Raw genomic sequence first — 16078 nt, 5'->3', positions numbered from 1 at the left:
CGTCGGGCATCGTAATGACGAATTCGCTGCCGGCGTCAGCCGGAACCGCAGGCATATCGATTGGTCCTTCGCCGGATCAGCGCCCTTACCCGGCGGCCGCCAGCCATGGCTCTGCGGCGCGGTTGCGCACCGTCTCCAGCGCCCTGGTGAGCAGGCGCGAGACATGCATCTGCGAGCAGCCGATGCGTTCGGCGATCTGACTCTGCGTCATGTTCTCGAAGAACCGAAGGTTGAGGACGGTCCGCTGCCGCTCGGGTAAAGCGGCGATCAGGGGCCGTACCGTCTCGATGTCCAGAATCTTGTCCAGCTTGGGGTCGACCCTGCCGATCACATCGCCGACGGGTCGGTAGTCGTCACCATTCCCGGTCGGCATATCGGTGGATATCGTCGAGTACTGGGCGCCACCGATGGTCCCTTCGACGACGAGCTCGCGTGCGATGCCGAGATGTTCGGCGATTTCGACGATCTTCGGCGCCCGGCCAAGACGTTGCGCTAGTTCCGCACGGGCCTTATTGAGTTGCGGCTGAAGCTCTTTGACGCGTCGCGGCACCTTGACCGCCCACGTGTGGTCGCGGAAGTGGCGGCGAACCTCGCCCATCATGGTAGGCACGGCGAACGACAGGAAGTCCGCTCCGTTGTCGACGTCGTAGCGGTTGACCGAGTTGACCAGGCCGGTCCGCGCTGCCTGCACGAGGTCGTCGAACGGTTCTCCCCGGCCGCTGTACCGCCGCGCGATGTGATCGGCCAGCGGCAATGCGCATTCGATGATGTCGTTGCGCTGACGGCGGAATGCCGGCGACCCGTCTTCGAGGGTCTTGAGGTGACGGAACATCGCCGTCAATTCCGAATATTCCGACATGAGCAGGCTCCATCACATTCGTTCGCGGTACCAGGGCTGCGCGGCCCGACTCTGAACCTGCGGTCACCCGTGTACCCATGCCACCCGCGCGGCAAACGTCGGCCCCGGTAGAACCGGCTCTGCCAGCGCCGATGCCCCCGCGCCTTACCCCACGGATAGGTGACCCTTCCCTGGGGACAGGGGAATCTGGTCTCGGCGGCGATTACGCCCGTGGCCTCGGATCACGACCATTTGTGTCATGACCACGCACCTGCACGAGACGGCACCCGAGCGTCGTGACGCACTGAGGCCCCGGTTGCGCAACGTGGCAGGGATCCGCCTCGCTGAGGACCTCGATTCGTTGTCCCGCACCGAGATCGACGACATTCAGCAACACAACCTGCGTGCCACGCTGGGGGCCGCACGCCAATCCATCAACGTGTGGCGTAGCTTCCCCGCGCTTGCGGCCGTCGACACCGTCGACGACTTCTCTTCGCTGCCGCTTCTGTCGGCCGCGGATGTGGCTGCGGGCTGCCCGCCGCACTCGGCGGCTCTGCTGTTCGACCAGAGCCCCGGGCTGGTGCTGCGGTCGAGCGGGACCGCCAGCCGGCCGAAGGTTCTCTACCACTCGTGGGACTTCACCGACCGGGTTGGGCATCTGGGCGTGCGTGGTGTGCGCGCCGCCCTGCAGACACCACCGAGCCGGGTGGCGAACTGCCTCTGGCCCGGTGACTTGAACGGCGCGTTCCTGTTCGTCCAAGACATCACCCGCTCGCTTCCGGCGCTCTCCTTCGCGATGGGTGAGCTGACCGCGACCGCCGACGCCGCGGCCGTCATCGCCGCCCACGGCATCGACACCTTGGTGGCGTCGCCGGCTTACGGCGCCGAACTGGTGGCCGGAACGCCAGACCTGCCGTTGCGCAACTTCCTGTTCATCGGCGAGTCGTTGGGAGCCGAACGGGAGCGCGTAGTGCGCTCGGCCGCGCCGGATATCACCGTGCGATCGCTGGCCTACTCGACGTCGGAAACCGGTCCCATCGGATACCAGTGCCGACACCAGAGCGGCTCCGTGCACCACATCCACGAGGACGCCGTTCTTCTCGAGGTCGTCGACGAGACCGGCCGGCCGGTGGCTCCCGGTACTCCCGGCGAGCTCGTCGTCACCCCCCTGACCACCTCGGGGATGGCGCTCATGCGCTATCGGCTCGGCGACCGCGGCCAGCTGCTCAGCGGCAGTTGTGCCTGCGGTAGCACCGCCCGCACGGTCAAACTCCTTGGCCGCATGCCGAATTCGATGACCGTGGACACGATCACGTTCTCCAGCGATCACCTGCTGGCAGCGTTGGCCAGCCTGGGCGTGCATCAGCCGAGTGACTGCCAATTCCAGGTCCTCTGGGAGGCCCACCGCTACCGGGTTCGCATGCTGCTGTCACCGGCCATCCCCGAGGTGACTACCGACACGGTGCGCGCCGCCCTGCACCACGCCCACGAGATCAACGAAATCATCGTCAACCCGCGCTGCGCGGCCTTCGAGGTGCAGCACGCGGCCATCGATCAGTTCGCCCGCACCCAGCGGGGCAAGGTGCCGGTCCTCTACCAGCACGGAATCACTGGTTAACGGAAGTTCGGAAGAAAAGGAGATCGAATCATGCGAGAACTGGCAGACCTCAAAGTCGTTGCGGCCAAAGAGGACCACGACATCCTCGCGATGCTGCGCGCCGAGCTGGACCGCATCGACGTGCAGTTCCTCGGGGCACTGGGTGCGCGGGTTGCCGTGTGCCGCAGCATCGCCCACTACAAGCGCGAGCACGGGGTGCCGATGATGCAGCCGCACCGGATCGGCGTGGTGCAGCAGCGGGCAGCCCGCTTCGCCGAGGCCCACGACCTCGATTCCACCTTCATGAAGCAGCTGTACGACCTGATCATCAACGAGACGTGCCGCATCGAGGATCTGATCATCGATGCCGACCTCGACGGGAGCGCCGCCTGATGCGCGTCATCCTGGTCGACAACTACGACTCCTTCACCTACAACCTCTATCAGCTGATCGGCGAGGTGAACGGCCAGCCGCCGACCGTCGTCCGTAACGACACCCCTTGGGCTGAAATCCGATTCGACGAATTCGACGCTGCGGTCATCTCACCCGGCCCCGGCCGGCCCGACCGCGACCGCGACTTCGGCGTGAGCGCCCGGGTGATCCTCGACAGTGGCCTGCCGGTGCTCGGCGTCTGCCTCGGCCACCAGGGTCTGTGCCACCTCTTCGGCGGCGCGGTGGTCAATGCACCCGAGCCCATGCATGGTCGCATCTCCCCCGTCCACCACACCGGTGTCGACCTGTTCGCCGGCATCCCGTCACCGTTCGACGTCGTGCGCTATCACTCGCTGGCCGTCACGTCTCTTCCCGAGGACCTCGAGGAGCTGGCGTGGACCGAGGACGGCGTCGTGATGGGGGTGCGACACCGACGACTTCCGCTGTGGGGCTTGCAATTCCATCCCGAATCCATCAGCAGCACCTACGGGCACGAGTTGCTGGCCAACTTCTTTGCCCTCGCCGCAGACCACTCGGCGTCCGCCGTCTCCACCCCCACGGCGGACGCCGAGTCTCCCCGCTACGACCTGCACGTGCAACACCTCGATGTCCATCCCGATGCACTGACGGCCTACAGTTCGCTGTTCGCCGGTGGCGACTACGGCTTCTGGCTGGACAGCAGTTCGGTGATCGACGGGTTGTCCCGGTTCTCATTCATGGGTAACGGTGACGGGCCGCTCGCCGAGCATGTCACGTACAGCGTCACCGACAGCACCGTCACCGTCCGGGGCTCGGACGGGAGCGCCAAACGGGTTCGCCAGTCGTTCTTCGACTATCTGGACGATCAACTGCGCGCCCGTGAGGTGCCGGCACCCGACGGCCTGCCCTTCGAGTTCAACCTCGGCTACGTCGGCTATCTGGGCTACGAACTCAAGGCCGAGACCGGGGGCACCGCGGCGCATGAGTCCGACGCGCCCGACGCCGCCCTGCTGTTCGCCGACCGCGCCCTGGTCCTCGACCACGCCACCCGCACCAGTTACCTTCTGGCGCTGTCATATTCGGGTGATACCGCCGAGGCCGAGGCCTGGCTTACCACCACCGCCGAAGCGCTGCGTACCCTGCCTGCGGCTCCCACGGATCCGGCACCCAAGCTCACGCTGTCCGGCCCGGCCATGACCGATCCTGACATCGGCATGAACGTCGAATTGAGGCACGACAAGGCCGCCTACCTCAAGCGGATCGACGAGTGCTTCGACGAGATCAACGCCGGTGAATCGTATGAGATCTGCATGACGAACATGGTCACCGTCCACACCCAGATCGAGGTGTTGCCGACCTTCGCCCACCTGCGACGGGTCAGCCCGGTTCCGTTCGGCGCCCTGCTCGACTTCGGTGACGTGGCCGTGCTCAGCGCGTCACCGGAGCGGTTCCTCTCGATCGACCTGCACGGAACCGTCGAGGCCAAGCCGATCAAGGGCACCCGCCCCCGGGGCAAGAACGCTGACGAGGATCGTGCGTTCGTGGCCGAGCTGCGCGACAACCCGAAGGACCGCGCCGAGAACCTCATGATCGTGGACCTTCTGCGCAACGACCTCAACACCGTCTGCTCGGTGGGATCGGTCCACGTGCCGAATCTGTTCGACGTCGAAACCTATGCGGCGGTGCATCAGCTGGTGTCCACGATCCGCGGCACACTCGCCCCAGGCCGCTCCGCGGTGGACTGCATCCGCGCCGCCTTCCCCGGCGGTTCGATGACCGGTGCCCCCAAGGTCCGCACGATGGAGATCATCGACCGGCTCGAGCAGGGCCCACGGGGCGTGTATTCCGGTGCGCTCGGCTGGTTTTCACTCTCCGGGGCCAGCGACCTGTCGATCGTGATCCGCACCCTGGTCGTCGACTCCGGGCGGGTGAGCTTCGGCGTCGGCGGCGCGGTCGTCGCCCTCTCCGATCCCGACGGCGAATTCGACGAGACGGTCGTCAAGTCGCGGGCGATGATGACCGCGCTGGCCGCCAGCTACGAGGACGCGAAAGCGTCCTCCGACGCAGGCCGGACGTGACAGGATCGTCACGCGCTGCATCTCGGACACAGCCGTAGCCGAGAACCAGCGCGGGAGGAGCGCGCGCGTGCGCATCATCAGAGCCGGTGCCGGGCGTCCCCCGCTGGTCTTCGTGCATGGCTTCGCGTGCGACGGGACGGACTGGCGCGCTCAGCTCGACTCGTTGGCTCCCAGGACCACCGTCATCGTGTGCGACCTGCCCGGCCATGGTCCGAGCCCGGTCATTCCGGCCGAGTGCACCATCGAGGCTTTCGGCGCGGGCCTGGCGAATGTGCTGGCGGAGTTGGCGTTACCACCTGCGATCCTCGTGGGGCACAGCATGGGATGCCGGGTGGTGCTGGAGGCGAACCGCGTGCGGCCCGACCTGGTGTCCGGGTTGGTGCTCGTGGACGGCAGCCGGATCGCAGCGGGCGACCCCGCGGCCGCCAGACAGGCCATGGCCGATGAGATCGCCGGCGACGGCTACCCGCTATTCGTGCGGCAGTTCTTCGAATCGATGTTCTTCCCGGCGAGCGATCCTGCTCTCGCCGAAGCGATCGTCGAGCGCGCACTGCGGCTTCCAGCCACGGTGGGCAGGGCCCTGATGACCGACCTGGCCGGCTGGGATGCCGACCGAGTGGAGGGTGCGCTCGACGGGGTGACTGTTCCGTTGCTCGTCATCCAGAGCACGACGATGGACGCCGCACGCGAACGGATTTCGCTCACATCGGACTCGAGCTCGGGGTGGGTCGACCTGGTTCGCGCGCACGTGCCTCAGGCAGTCATCGCCAGACTGCATGGATCAGACCACTTTCCGCACATCGCACTGGCGGACGAGGTAACCCGGCTGATCGCCGACTTTGCTTCTCTGGAACCGGTGTCAGCCGAACGGTGACCGGTCTCGGCGGCAGGCGGTGCCCTCCGGTGGCAGCACACCGGTAAACAGATAGCTGCGTTTGACCCGCTCGGTGCACGTACTCGCGACGTACATACTGGTGTGACCGGCGCCCTCGGTCACGACGACGCGGGCCTGGGCCAACTCACTGGCACCCGCGTACGCGCCGTCCAATGGAGTGGCGGGGTCGTTTCTGGTGTTGAGCACCAGGATTGGGGCGGCGGTGCGGCGGTTCCACGGGCCGGTGTAGCGGTCGGCGTCGCGGCCCTGCCAGAACGCGCACGGGATCGTGTCGAACACCGAGATGCGCCCGAAGTCCGGTGCCGACCCGGCTGCGACGCTCGATGCGCGACGGTAGTCCTCGGGGTCGGTCGGCACGATGCTGTCGCTGCATTGGATGGCGTTGTAGGCCTCTTCGCGATTGGCCAGGTACGGCTGCTCGGTGTTCTCGGGCGCCGGGCTCACGCCGGTGACATCGTCGATGAGTTCCGGTGCCGCAGTGCCGGTGCCGTAGAACTGCTGAAGCAATTCCGCGAGCTCTGGATAGCTGTCCGGTACAGCCAGTGTGGAGGCGGCGATTTCGGGAAGCGTCCACGGGCGGCCGTAGATCAGAACGGACGAATTGCGAAAACGGTCGGTCAACGTCCGCCACTTGGCCCTCGGGTTTCCGGAGGAGAACGCGCAGCGGTCGCCGGCCGCCGAACAGTCGGTGAGGAATTGCTCGAACGCCGACGCCGTGCCGACCGGAACGTCTTGGCGGGTATTCAGTGGGATGGTGGTTCCCTCGGTGCCGTGGCCGGAGATGTTGCCTTCGAAGTCGATCGATCCGTCGAAGACCATCGCCCGCACGCGGCCGGGGAACAGATTGGCGTAGATCGCACCGAGCTGCGTGCCGTACGAAATGCCGTGATACGTCAGCGCCGGATCCCCGACCGCGCGGCGCAACAGCTCGAGATCACGTGCGGAGTTGGCGGATGAGGCGTGATCCAGGATCGACCCCGCCCGGTCCCGGCAGCGGTCCGCGAAGCCCTGAGCCCATGAGAAGAGCTGATCCTCCCCCGCGGCGTCCGCCGGCAGGCCCGGAGTGGGGACGAGATATCGCCACTGTTCGACGTTGTCGGGAAAGCAGCGCACGGCGGCGCTGCGGGCTACGCCGCGCTGGTCCCAGGAGACGAGGTCGAAGCGTGAACGCAGCTCCTCGGAGAACAGCCACGGCCATGTCGCCCGCTGCCGTAACCGATCCACCCCGGAATTGCCCGGACCGCCGAAGTTGATGAACAACGTGCCGATTCGCTTACCCGGATCCCTCGCCGGCAGTTTGATGACCGCCAGACTCACCTGCTCGCCGTGTGGCGCGTTGTAGTCCATCGGGACTGTGGCTGTCGCGCAGAGGAATCCGCCGTCACACGGGGTCCAGTCCAGGGCTGGTGTATCGGCGGCCTCCGCGAGCGGGTCGACGAACGAGTCGGCTACACCGATGTCAGCGCCGGCCGGCGTACACGGATTGACCAGCGTGGCGACGCTGAGGATCACCGCCGCGAAGACCGCCTGCCACAGGCGTCGCCATGGCGCTACTTGGTGACGTTGCCGCACAGGATCGGCGCGAACAACAGGGCGGGCTTGCCGTCCTTTTCGATCTGGTCGTGGTCGCCGAGATGAACGTTGACGTACCAGCCGCTCGTCGGTGGGGCCTGATCGACATCCTTGACGACAGTGGTGGTCTCGGCGACGCCGTCAGCTTTGGCGACCAGATCGTTGAGGTGGTAGACCACCTTGCCCTGCGAGTCACACGAGCCGGCGTGAATGTGCACCGCGTGCGCGCTGCCCGGGACGAGTCCCGTGGCACGGGTCGACACGGTGAGCGCCTTGGCCGTCGGGTCGTAATTCAGAATTGCCTGACTCTGCGGGTGATCGCCGAACTGTGGCAACGGCGCCATCTGCAGTGTCGCCCCGGCCGCCGGGTCGATATTGGCACAAGAAATCGGCATGTAGGTCTGCGATCCCGGAGCGCCCATCTCGTTGGCGGGCGCCAGATGGATGTTCAGTAATGTGCCCGCGACCAATCCGGTATTCGAGGGCTGCGCACTCAACATCGAATCGTTGATCTTCCCGGTGTCGTCGGCAGTCACGTCGAGGAAGGGGACCAGTACGTCGCCCTGCTTGTCGCAGGTGCCCTGATGGATGTGCATGGCGTGAGTGCTACCCGGCGTCAGACCGACCATCGCGATCTTCGCGGTGATGTACTTGGTCTGGGGGTCCCAGGTCAGCGTCACAGTTCCGGACGGCTCGTTGCCGAGCGGGACGATGATCTGGGTCGGGCCGCTCGCGGCAGCGCTGGTCGTCGTCGACCCAGACGGCGTGGCGCTCGAGGTCGTGGGGGTGGCACTCGACGACGTGGCTGATGGTGCCGAATTCGAGCTGCACGCCCCCACCATCGCGGCGACGACCACGCCTGCGATCACGATCGGTAATGCGCTCGATCTGGTTGTCGGAGAAGCCACGCTGATGTACCGCCTTCCACTGGCGCGATCGCCCTCGGCGGCGAAGGCGGTTGACTCGATCAGGGTACGGGCCGCGGAGGCGGACCGGAGCGAATTCGTTTCAGTTGAGCAGGATCGAATCACCCTGGACAGTAATCGACTTCGTCGGCAACGGCAGCTTGGCCGGCCCATTGGCAACCGAGCCGTCAAGGTTGAACTTGCTGCCGTGGCACGGGCAGTCGATGGTCCCGTCCGCCACCCGGTCCAACTTGCAGCCTTGGTGGGTGCAGATTGCCGACAATCCGTTGAAGACGCCCTGCGATGGCTGCGTGAGCACGATGTCGTCGATGATCACTCCTGAGCCGACGGGCACCTGCTCGGTCTTGGCGATCACCTTCGGCGGCGCGGGTGGCACAGACGTGGCCGGGGTGGTCGCGTCGACGGTGGAGCTCGCCGCCGGCTGAGTCTTGCTCGTCGAACAGGCGGCAACGACGAAGCCGATCAGGCCGACACCTGTGCCGATGAACACGGTGCGGCGACCAAGCCGCACGTAATCAGGACGCATCGAAGCCTCTTTCTGTGGGTGCACGGGCCAACGCCTCACTGTTCCAGGAGTTATCGCACACGTCTACCGATCCGATTTCTGCGATGCGGGCGCGTGATCCGAAACCCTCGACCCTTACCCCGGGGACAGGAAAGCCTTACCCATCGACAACGGGAATCTGGTATCGCCGGCGATTACTGAAACACGGCGCGATCGCGACTATTTGACTCATGACCTCCGACCAGTACGGCGTCACCGCAACTCAGGACGAGCAGCGATGAGCGGCAGCATCGGGCGCGTCGTCATCGCCGGCGGCTCGGGAGCGGTGGGAGCACTGTTCGCCGAACGACTTCAGGAGTCCGGCAACGACGTCGTCATCGTCGACCGCACCATCCCCGGGCCCACCCATCGGGTCACCCGCTTCGTCCGCGGCGACATCAGCGATCCCGGAGCCGAAGTCGCGGACGTCGTCCGCACCGCCGACGCCGTGTTGCTCAGCGTTCCCGAACCGGTGGCACTGGTCTCGATCGGCCGGCTGGTCGGCACGCTGCGGCCCGACGCCCTGATCGTCGACACGCTGTCGGTCAAGTCCGCAGTGGTTCCCACGCTGCGCGCGGCCACCACGATCGCCCGGGATGTCGAGGCACTGAGCCTCAACCCGATGTTCGCTCCCGCGCTGGGCTTCGCCGGGCATCCGGTGGCATCGGTGACCGTGCGTGACGGCCGACGCGGCCGTGCCCTGCACGAACTGATCGCGCAATGGGGCGCGCGAGTGGTGCCGGTGACCGCCGACCAGCACGACCGAATCTCAGCCGCGTCGCAGGCGCTCACCCACGCCGCGGTGATCGCCTTCGGGGCCGCGCTGGCCGAATTGGACGTCGACATCGCCGATCTGGACCGGATAGCCCCACCACCCCACCGCGCGCTGCTGTCGTTGCTGGCGCGCATCGCCTCCGGTGCGCCCGAGGTGTATTGGGACGTCCAGGCGGCCAACCCATATGCCCCGGCGGCCCGCCGCGCGCTGTCGCGCGGGGTGTCGCAGTTGGCCGGTGTTGTCGAGGACGGCACCTGCGGCGAGTTCGGTGACTTGCTCGAGCGGCTCAGCGGGTTGTTCGGCCCCCTGCGGGGCTCCTATCGCGAGCGCAGCGCACAAGCGTTGCGCGCCATGACAACTGACCTCACAAAGGAGAACATGACATGACGGAACTGATGAGCCGGCCCAACTGGGTCGCATCGCGGGTCAGCAAGACCTCGGACTCCCTCGATCGCGCCTTCGCCGAAGGCCTGACCGGGCACGTCATTACCGCACGCGACGGTAAGCGAGTCACGCTGGCCGACGGCGGTGACGCGGTGGAGTTCGTCTCCTGCTCCTACCTCGGCCTGGAGTCGCACCCCGATCTGATCGCCGCGGCGACCGAGGCGATGAGCCGGTTCGGACTGCACTTCTCGACATCGCGCAACCGTGGCCGGCCGCCGTACCTCGCCGAGCTCGAGGAGCTGCTGTCGGTCATGTACGGCGGTGCGCAGGTCGCCGCGTTCACCTCGGTGAGCAATGTTCATCTGGGCCTGCTGCCGCTGCTCGGCGCGGGTGCGCTGCCCAGCTATCCGGTGTCCGAGGCCGGCGTCACGTTCCTCGTCGAGAAGACCGCGCACGCGTCCATTCAGGTGATCCGCGGCGTTCTCGAGCAGATCGGGCCGACGAAGCGCTTCGACATGACCGACCCGACCGCGCTGCCCGAGGCGGTGCACGAGGCCGCCGCCACCGGGCGCACCCCGATCGTGTTGGTCGACGGTGTCGGTTCGATGGGCGGCCTGATCGACGTGGCGTCCATGCGCGCCATCCTCAAGCCCTTCGGCGGGATTCTGTATGTCGATGACGCCCACGGCGTTTCGATCGAGGGAGCACTGGGCGCCGGATATGCGTTCGAAGCTCTGGGTGGCAGGTTGCCGCGGAACGTCGTCCTAGCCGGGTCACTCTCGAAGGCCTTCGGCGGCGCCGGTGGCTTCGCGGTGGTGCCCAGCGACGACGACATGCGGGTGTTGCGGAAGTTCGCCAACCCCTTGGTGTTCGGACACTCGATCATGCTGCCAATGCTGGCCGCCAACGTCGCCGCCGCCCGGCTGCACGTCGACGGCCAGGTGGCGAAGCTGCAAACCCAGCTGTGGGACAACGCCGCCGAGTTCGACCGGCTGACCGGCGGGACTCTCGTCAACGCCGGGCTGCACTCACCGGTCCGCGGCGCGGTATTCAACACCGAGGAGAAGGCGTTCGCGGCCGCCCGCCGGCTGAAGCGGGCCGGTGTGCTGGTCCTGCCGGCCTTCTACCCCACCGTCGCCAAGGGCACCGGACTGATGCGCTTCGCGGTGTCCAGCCTGCACCACCAGCACGACCTCGAGACTGCCGCCCACGCCCTCGGCTTCTGATCCCCCAATCACACCTACCGACAAGGAGTTACACCCATGACCATCACCACCCACGCTGTGCTGACCCCCGAACAGCGTTCGCACCTGGCGGCACTGCCCGAACTCGGTGGCGGCAACCTGCTGAAGACGGCCATGGCCGTGCACCCCGATCCGCACATCCCGTTCATCCGCACGGGCCGGCCGGTGATCAACACGGCGGGCGAAGCGCAGACCGAATTCACCCTCGCCCAGATCGACGCACTCGTTCAGAGCTGGTCGGTGTGGTACCACGACAAGGGCGTCGGCCCACGTGACCGCGTGGCGCTCTACATGGAGGACACGTTCGCCTACACGATCCACCTGAATGCGCTGGCGCAGTTGGGCGCGATCGGAGTGCTCATCAACAGCAAGGCCTCGCCGGCGCTGGCGCTCGGCCTCTGCGAGCGCACCACACCGGTGGGGATTTACACCACTCAATCACGCCTCGCCGCGATCGACCACGGGCTCGGGTCGCTGACCAGCCTGCAATGGATTCAGCTCGTCGAGGATCTGCCTGCCCCGCAGGCAGCCGCACTGCCCGACGACTGGCGCTTCAACCATGCGGGCGAGGACCCGGTGTCGATCATGCACTCGTCCGGGACCACGGGAATTCCCAAGGCGGTCACCCAGACTCACGCATCCAGCGTCGCAGGGCCGCGTTTCCGCCTGGCGAACTACATCGAGCCCGCCCAAGAGCGGATGATGACCGCCCAACCGCAGTCACATCTCGGCTGCATCGTCTACACCACCTATTCGATCCTGGCCGGCACACCGCTGGTCGCGCTCTACGACCCGACCGGTGAGGAGCTGGCCGCCGCCGTGCATCAGCACGAGCCGAAGGGCGTCATGGCATTCGCCCACGCCTACTCCGAGCTGGCCGCAGTCGAAACAGCGCCCGGTGTGGTCGATTCCGTCGACTACTGGGTCAACATGGGCGACGCCATCCACGAGGCCCACATCGGGGCGATCCTCGCCAAGCGCAGCGCAGATCAGGAACCACCCACCTTCTACGACCGGTTCGGCACCACCGAGCTCGGCTGGGGTCTGGTGGTCCAGCCCCGCACGCTGGCATCGGAACGCTCCGACCGTCGCATCGGCAAGCCCGACCCCGTCGCCGAGGTCGCAGCCCTGCGGCCCGACGGCAGCAAGGCACCCATCGGCGAGGTCGGCTTTTTCGGCGCCAAGGGCCCGTCGATCACCGCCGGGTACTGGAACGACTCGGACACCACATACCGCTCCAAGTTGGGCGGCTACTGGCTGACCGGCGACCTGGTCTACCAGGACGAGGACGGCAACTACTTCGTGGTCGACCGGACGAAGGACGCCATTGAAACCGCCGAGGGCACCGGCTATTCGGTGCTGATGGAGGAGGTGCTGCTCAGCGAGATGAGCGCCATTTCCGACTGCGCGGTCGTCGCCGGGCGGGTCGGTGAGCAGATCGTTCCGGTCGCCGTCGTCATCAGTCGTGATCCATCGGCCGATGCTGAAGGCCTTCTGGTGATGGCCAACTCGGTCCTGGAGAAGGCCGGCGAACATCCGCGGATCGCCATCCTGGACGTCGCGTTGACTCCGGAGGACTTCCCGGTGGGCGTGACCGGCAAGGTGCTCAAGCGCGAGCTGCGGGAGCGGTACAACGACATCGCACTGTGCTCGGTACCGGAGAACCGCGCGGTCGCCGCGTTCATGTCCGAGCCCGATAGCGCGGTCGCGTGATGGGCAATTGGCTGTCCGCCCTGGTGCCAGAGCCCGGCGCGCGTCGCCGCCTGGGCTTGGGCACCGGGATCTACAACATCGGCACCGGCATGTTCATGACGTCCTCGGTCCTGTACTTCACTGAGGGACTAGAGCTTTCGGTCTCCGAAGTAGGTCTATGGCTGGCGGTGGCGGGATTGATCGGGCTGTTCGCCGGCGTCCCGATGGGCCACCTGGCCGACCGCCGGGGGCCCCGCGGGGTCGCATCGCTGAGCCTGGTGGTGCTGGCGGTGACGATGGTGGGCTACATCTTCATCACCAGCATCTGGATGTTCGTCGCGGTGACCGTGGTGGAGATGTTGGCGACGGCGGCGTCGAGGGCCTCGCGCGGCGGGCTCATCCGCCGCGTCGGCGGCGAGGGTGCGGCGGCCTACCGCTCCCAACTGCGAGCCATCGAGAATGCCGGTGTCGGCATCGGTGCCGCCGTCGGGGGCTTGGCGCTGACGCTGCACAGCCTGTCCGCCTATCAGATGCTGTTCATCGCCAACGCCGCAACGTTTCTGATCGGCGCGTGGGTGTGCGCCCGGCTCCCGCACTTTCCGCCGCTGCCTGCTCCGCCTGGTACTCGGCCCGGCGTCGCGCTGCGCGACAAGCCGTTCGTCGTGTACACGATTCTCAACGGGGTGATGAGTCTGCAGTATGCGGTGATCACGTTCGCCCTGCCGTTGTGGATCGCGATGAAGACGGACGCGCCCCGCTGGATGGTCGGCGCCGTGCTGATCGTCAACACGATTGGCGTGGTGGCACTGCAGGTTTGGGTCGGCCGTAAGGTCAAGACCGTCGGCCAGGGCGCCGCCGCGATGCGGGTCGCCGGGTTCGTCTTCCTGCTTGCCTGCGGAGGTGTCGCGGTGTCAGCGCACCTGCCGGCATGGGCCGCGGCCGCGGTACTGCTGGTGGCGGTCGCCATCCATTCGGTGGGCGAGATGTGCCATGCTGCTGCGGTATTCGCGCTGAGCTTCGAGCTGGCACCTGCTCACGCACAGAGTGAGTACGTGGGCCTGCAGGACATGGGCCTGGGTGCGGCGTTCGCGGTGGCACCGGCGGTGCTGGGCGCCCTGTGCCTGGGCATCGGGCAAGCCGGCTGGTTGCTGCTCGGCGGGTTGCTCACCGCAGCCGGTCTGGCGACGGTGCCCGTCGTCAAGTGGGCGCTGCGCAGCCGGCCCTTCCCGATGTCGGAGGTGGTAGAGACTGTGGTTGGCGACGAACCCGCCACCGTCGTGCTGGCCACCGCCCCGTTTGCCGTCCGTCCGCCGGCCCGTCGGCAGATTCCTGCGCAGACCACCGTGCAACTCCACCGACGCCCTGAATGCGTTGTCCTCGACGACAATTCACGGTTCGTGCTCGACCGCGACTGCGTGGTCGGGCGAGATCCACACGGCAGCGATGCGGCGCGGCGTGGGCTGCGCCCCATCCAGATCGAGGTCCGCTCCAACGGGATATCCCGAGCCCATCTGGAGATTCGCAGCGTGTTCGGGCGGGTGTACATCATCGACCGGCAGTCGCGCAACGGTGTCACCATCCGGCCGGCCGGACACAGTCAATGGACCCGAATCGCGCCGTGGAAGCCGGTCGTCTGGCTGCCCGGGATGTCCGTGCGGATCGGCAGCCGAGTCCTGCGGCTGGAAGGCAACACCCTGCGGGGTGCGGTCGCGGCGCCGCCGTCGAGTGCGTCGACCGTACGGATGAAGAACACCAACAGAATTCCCGTCGCATCAGTGAGGAACTCGTGATGAAACCCCGCGCCTTTATCCTGACCGGATACCTGCCCGTCGTCTGCCGCGATTCGGTGTACATCGACGACGTGCGGCGCCGCGACCTCACGGTCCTGGTGATCACCCCGGCCATCTCACGGTCGTATGCCCAGGCCCACCGCGGCGATCCCGCCCATCCAGCCGCCGCGATCGACGAGATCGCCTTCGTCGATGGGTCGGTGGCGAGCGAGGGCTCCTACCTCCCCGGGGTCATCGAGCACGCCGAGCGCTGGCGCCAGTCGTATGAGATCGTCGGCATCTATGCAGTCGGCGAGACGCTCGTCGAGCCGACCGGCCTGGTCGCCGACTACTTCGGGCTGCCGTTCCCGGGGTTGCGGGCGGCACGCGCCTGCCGCAACAAATACCTGCAGCGCTGGTATCTACCCGACCTCAGCCCGGTGTCCGTGCTGATCCCGCCCGGGGCGCGCGAGTCTGTCGGCTCCGTGCCATTCCCCGCCGTGGTCAAGCCTGCGACACGACACTCGAGCGAAGGCGTGCAGATGGTGCACGACCGCGCCGAGCTGGCCGCTCAGTTGTCCGAATACCCAGCGGAGGAAACCATTCTCGTCGAGCAGATGATCGGCGGTCAGGAGTACTCGGTGGAGAGTCTGACGCAGGACGGCAAGACCCTGTTCTCCTCGGTCACGCGCAAGGAGACCACAGACGTCGACTCGCAGTACTTCGTCGAGATGGCGCACACCGTCCCGGCTCCACGCGACGACAACTGGGATGCGGTGCAGCGAGCCACCTTCGAGATGCTCGACCGGCTTGGCATCGAGAACGGGATCACCCATGCCGAGTGGCGACTCGACGAACGCGGCGACCCCCGCCTCATGGAGGTCGCCGCCCGCACACCCGGCGACGGGATCATGGTGCTCTACCACTTGGCGACGGGCCGGCGGATGGAGCCCGAGATCCTGCGGATCGCGTTGGGCGAGGCTGCCGACTACCCCGCGGCCCGGCGCTACACCCGTCAGGTGTACGTCGCTCACACGCCAGGCACACTCGTCGACGTTACGATCGACTGGAATGGCGTCGCGCCGGTGTGGGTCGACGACGGCAATCCCTGGCCGGACATGGCGCCCCTGCCCCCCGACCATCCACCGGCGCTGCGTGCGGTCCTGGTTTACGAGCCGCGCGGTGCGACGCTGGGCCCCATCCGCAGCTCCGACGACCGCGCCGTCACCTTCTTCATCGACGCGCCAACGCTGGCGGAACTCGACGAGATCGAGGCGCGGGCGCGGGCGGCCATCCGCATTCACACGAGGTAGCGCGCAACGAGATCGACACTAGGGCTGCGAATCGACCAGA

General features: G+C 66.9%; 13 protein-coding genes. 9 read left to right on the top strand and 4 right to left on the bottom strand.

All coding sequences use genetic code 11. The features are described from left to right. Positions 1-85: 85 nt before the first annotated feature. The gene (locus AB431_RS04605; protein ID WP_047328947.1) at positions 86-859 is read right to left on the bottom strand and encodes a SigB/SigF/SigG family RNA polymerase sigma factor; all 774 of its coding nucleotides are present in this window, start codon (positions 857-859) and stop codon (positions 86-88) included. Between the two features lie 238 nt (positions 860-1097). Here AB431_RS04605 and AB431_RS04600 point away from each other — a divergent pair, with 238 nt between their 5' ends. The 4 genes from AB431_RS04600 to AB431_RS04585 all read left to right on the top strand — a co-directional run bounded on the left by AB431_RS04600 (position 1098) and on the right by AB431_RS04585 (position 5798). Next, on the top strand, positions 1098-2456 hold the full coding sequence (locus AB431_RS04600) for a phenylacetate--CoA ligase family protein (protein WP_047328946.1): 1359 nt from the start codon (positions 1098-1100) through the stop codon (positions 2454-2456). Positions 2457-2486: 30 nt separating this feature from the next. Next, positions 2487-2828 carry a chorismate mutase family protein gene (locus AB431_RS04595; protein WP_047328945.1) on the top strand — a complete coding sequence of 114 codons (342 nt, stop codon included), beginning with the start codon at positions 2487-2489 and terminating at the stop codon, positions 2826-2828. After that, entirely contained in the window at positions 2828-4924 is a 2097-nt protein-coding gene (pabB, locus tag AB431_RS04590; protein WP_047328944.1) for an aminodeoxychorismate synthase component I, read from the top strand. The genes AB431_RS04595 and pabB overlap by 1 nt, the downstream gene beginning before the upstream one ends. Positions 4925-4991: 67 nt before the next feature. Beyond that, a complete protein-coding gene (locus AB431_RS04585) occupies positions 4992-5798 on the top strand; it encodes an alpha/beta fold hydrolase (RefSeq protein WP_047328943.1) in 807 nt (268 codons plus the stop codon). Here the strand turns inward: AB431_RS04585 and AB431_RS04580 are convergent. The 3 genes from AB431_RS04580 to AB431_RS04570 all read right to left on the bottom strand — a co-directional run bounded on the left by AB431_RS04580 (position 5784) and on the right by AB431_RS04570 (position 8843). Beyond that, a complete protein-coding gene (locus tag AB431_RS04580) occupies positions 5784-7331 on the bottom strand; it encodes an alpha/beta fold hydrolase (RefSeq protein ID WP_235435830.1) in 1548 nt (515 codons plus the stop codon). The genes AB431_RS04585 and AB431_RS04580 overlap by 15 nt on opposite strands. 38 nt (positions 7332-7369) lie before the next feature. Next, entirely contained in the window at positions 7370-8299 is a 930-nt protein-coding gene (locus AB431_RS04575) for a CHRD domain-containing protein (RefSeq protein ID WP_158423508.1), read from the bottom strand. Between the two features lie 100 nt (positions 8300-8399). Next, on the bottom strand, positions 8400-8843 hold the full coding sequence (locus AB431_RS04570) for a Rieske (2Fe-2S) protein (RefSeq protein WP_047328941.1): 444 nt from the start codon (positions 8841-8843) through the stop codon (positions 8400-8402). A 256-nt stretch (positions 8844-9099) separates the two neighbouring features. On the opposite strand from AB431_RS04570, the gene AB431_RS04565 reads away from it, so the two are divergent. Genes AB431_RS04565 through AB431_RS04545 form a run of 5 tightly spaced genes read left to right on the top strand, consistent with a single transcriptional unit; the run spans position 9100 to position 16038 of the window. Next, the gene (locus AB431_RS04565) at positions 9100-10023 is read left to right on the top strand and encodes a prephenate dehydrogenase (RefSeq protein WP_047328940.1); all 924 of its coding nucleotides are present in this window, start codon (positions 9100-9102) and stop codon (positions 10021-10023) included. Next, complete coding sequence (locus tag AB431_RS04560; protein WP_047328939.1) at positions 10020-11246, top strand: aminotransferase class I/II-fold pyridoxal phosphate-dependent enzyme; 1227 nt, start codon at positions 10020-10022, stop codon at positions 11244-11246. The genes AB431_RS04565 and AB431_RS04560 overlap by 4 nt, the downstream gene beginning before the upstream one ends. A 36-nt stretch (positions 11247-11282) precedes the next feature. Next, on the top strand, positions 11283-12977 hold the full coding sequence (locus tag AB431_RS04555; RefSeq protein WP_047328938.1) for a class I adenylate-forming enzyme family protein: 1695 nt from the start codon (positions 11283-11285) through the stop codon (positions 12975-12977). After that, positions 12977-14746: an MFS transporter gene (locus AB431_RS04550; RefSeq protein WP_144418193.1), complete on the top strand. Its 1770-nt coding sequence runs from the start codon at positions 12977-12979 to the stop codon at positions 14744-14746. The genes AB431_RS04555 and AB431_RS04550 overlap by 1 nt, the downstream gene beginning before the upstream one ends. Further along, positions 14746-16038, top strand: coding sequence for an ATP-grasp domain-containing protein (locus tag AB431_RS04545; RefSeq protein ID WP_047328937.1), 1293 nt, complete (start codon positions 14746-14748; stop codon positions 16036-16038). The genes AB431_RS04550 and AB431_RS04545 overlap by 1 nt, the downstream gene beginning before the upstream one ends. The last annotated feature ends 40 nt before the right edge of the window (positions 16039-16078 follow it).

It is taken from the genome of Mycobacterium sp. EPa45 (assembly GCF_001021385.1).
Taxonomy (GTDB): domain Bacteria; phylum Actinomycetota; class Actinomycetes; order Mycobacteriales; family Mycobacteriaceae; genus Mycobacterium.
Note: the sequence above shows the minus strand (reverse complement) of the source record. Positions and strands in the feature narration are given on the sequence as shown.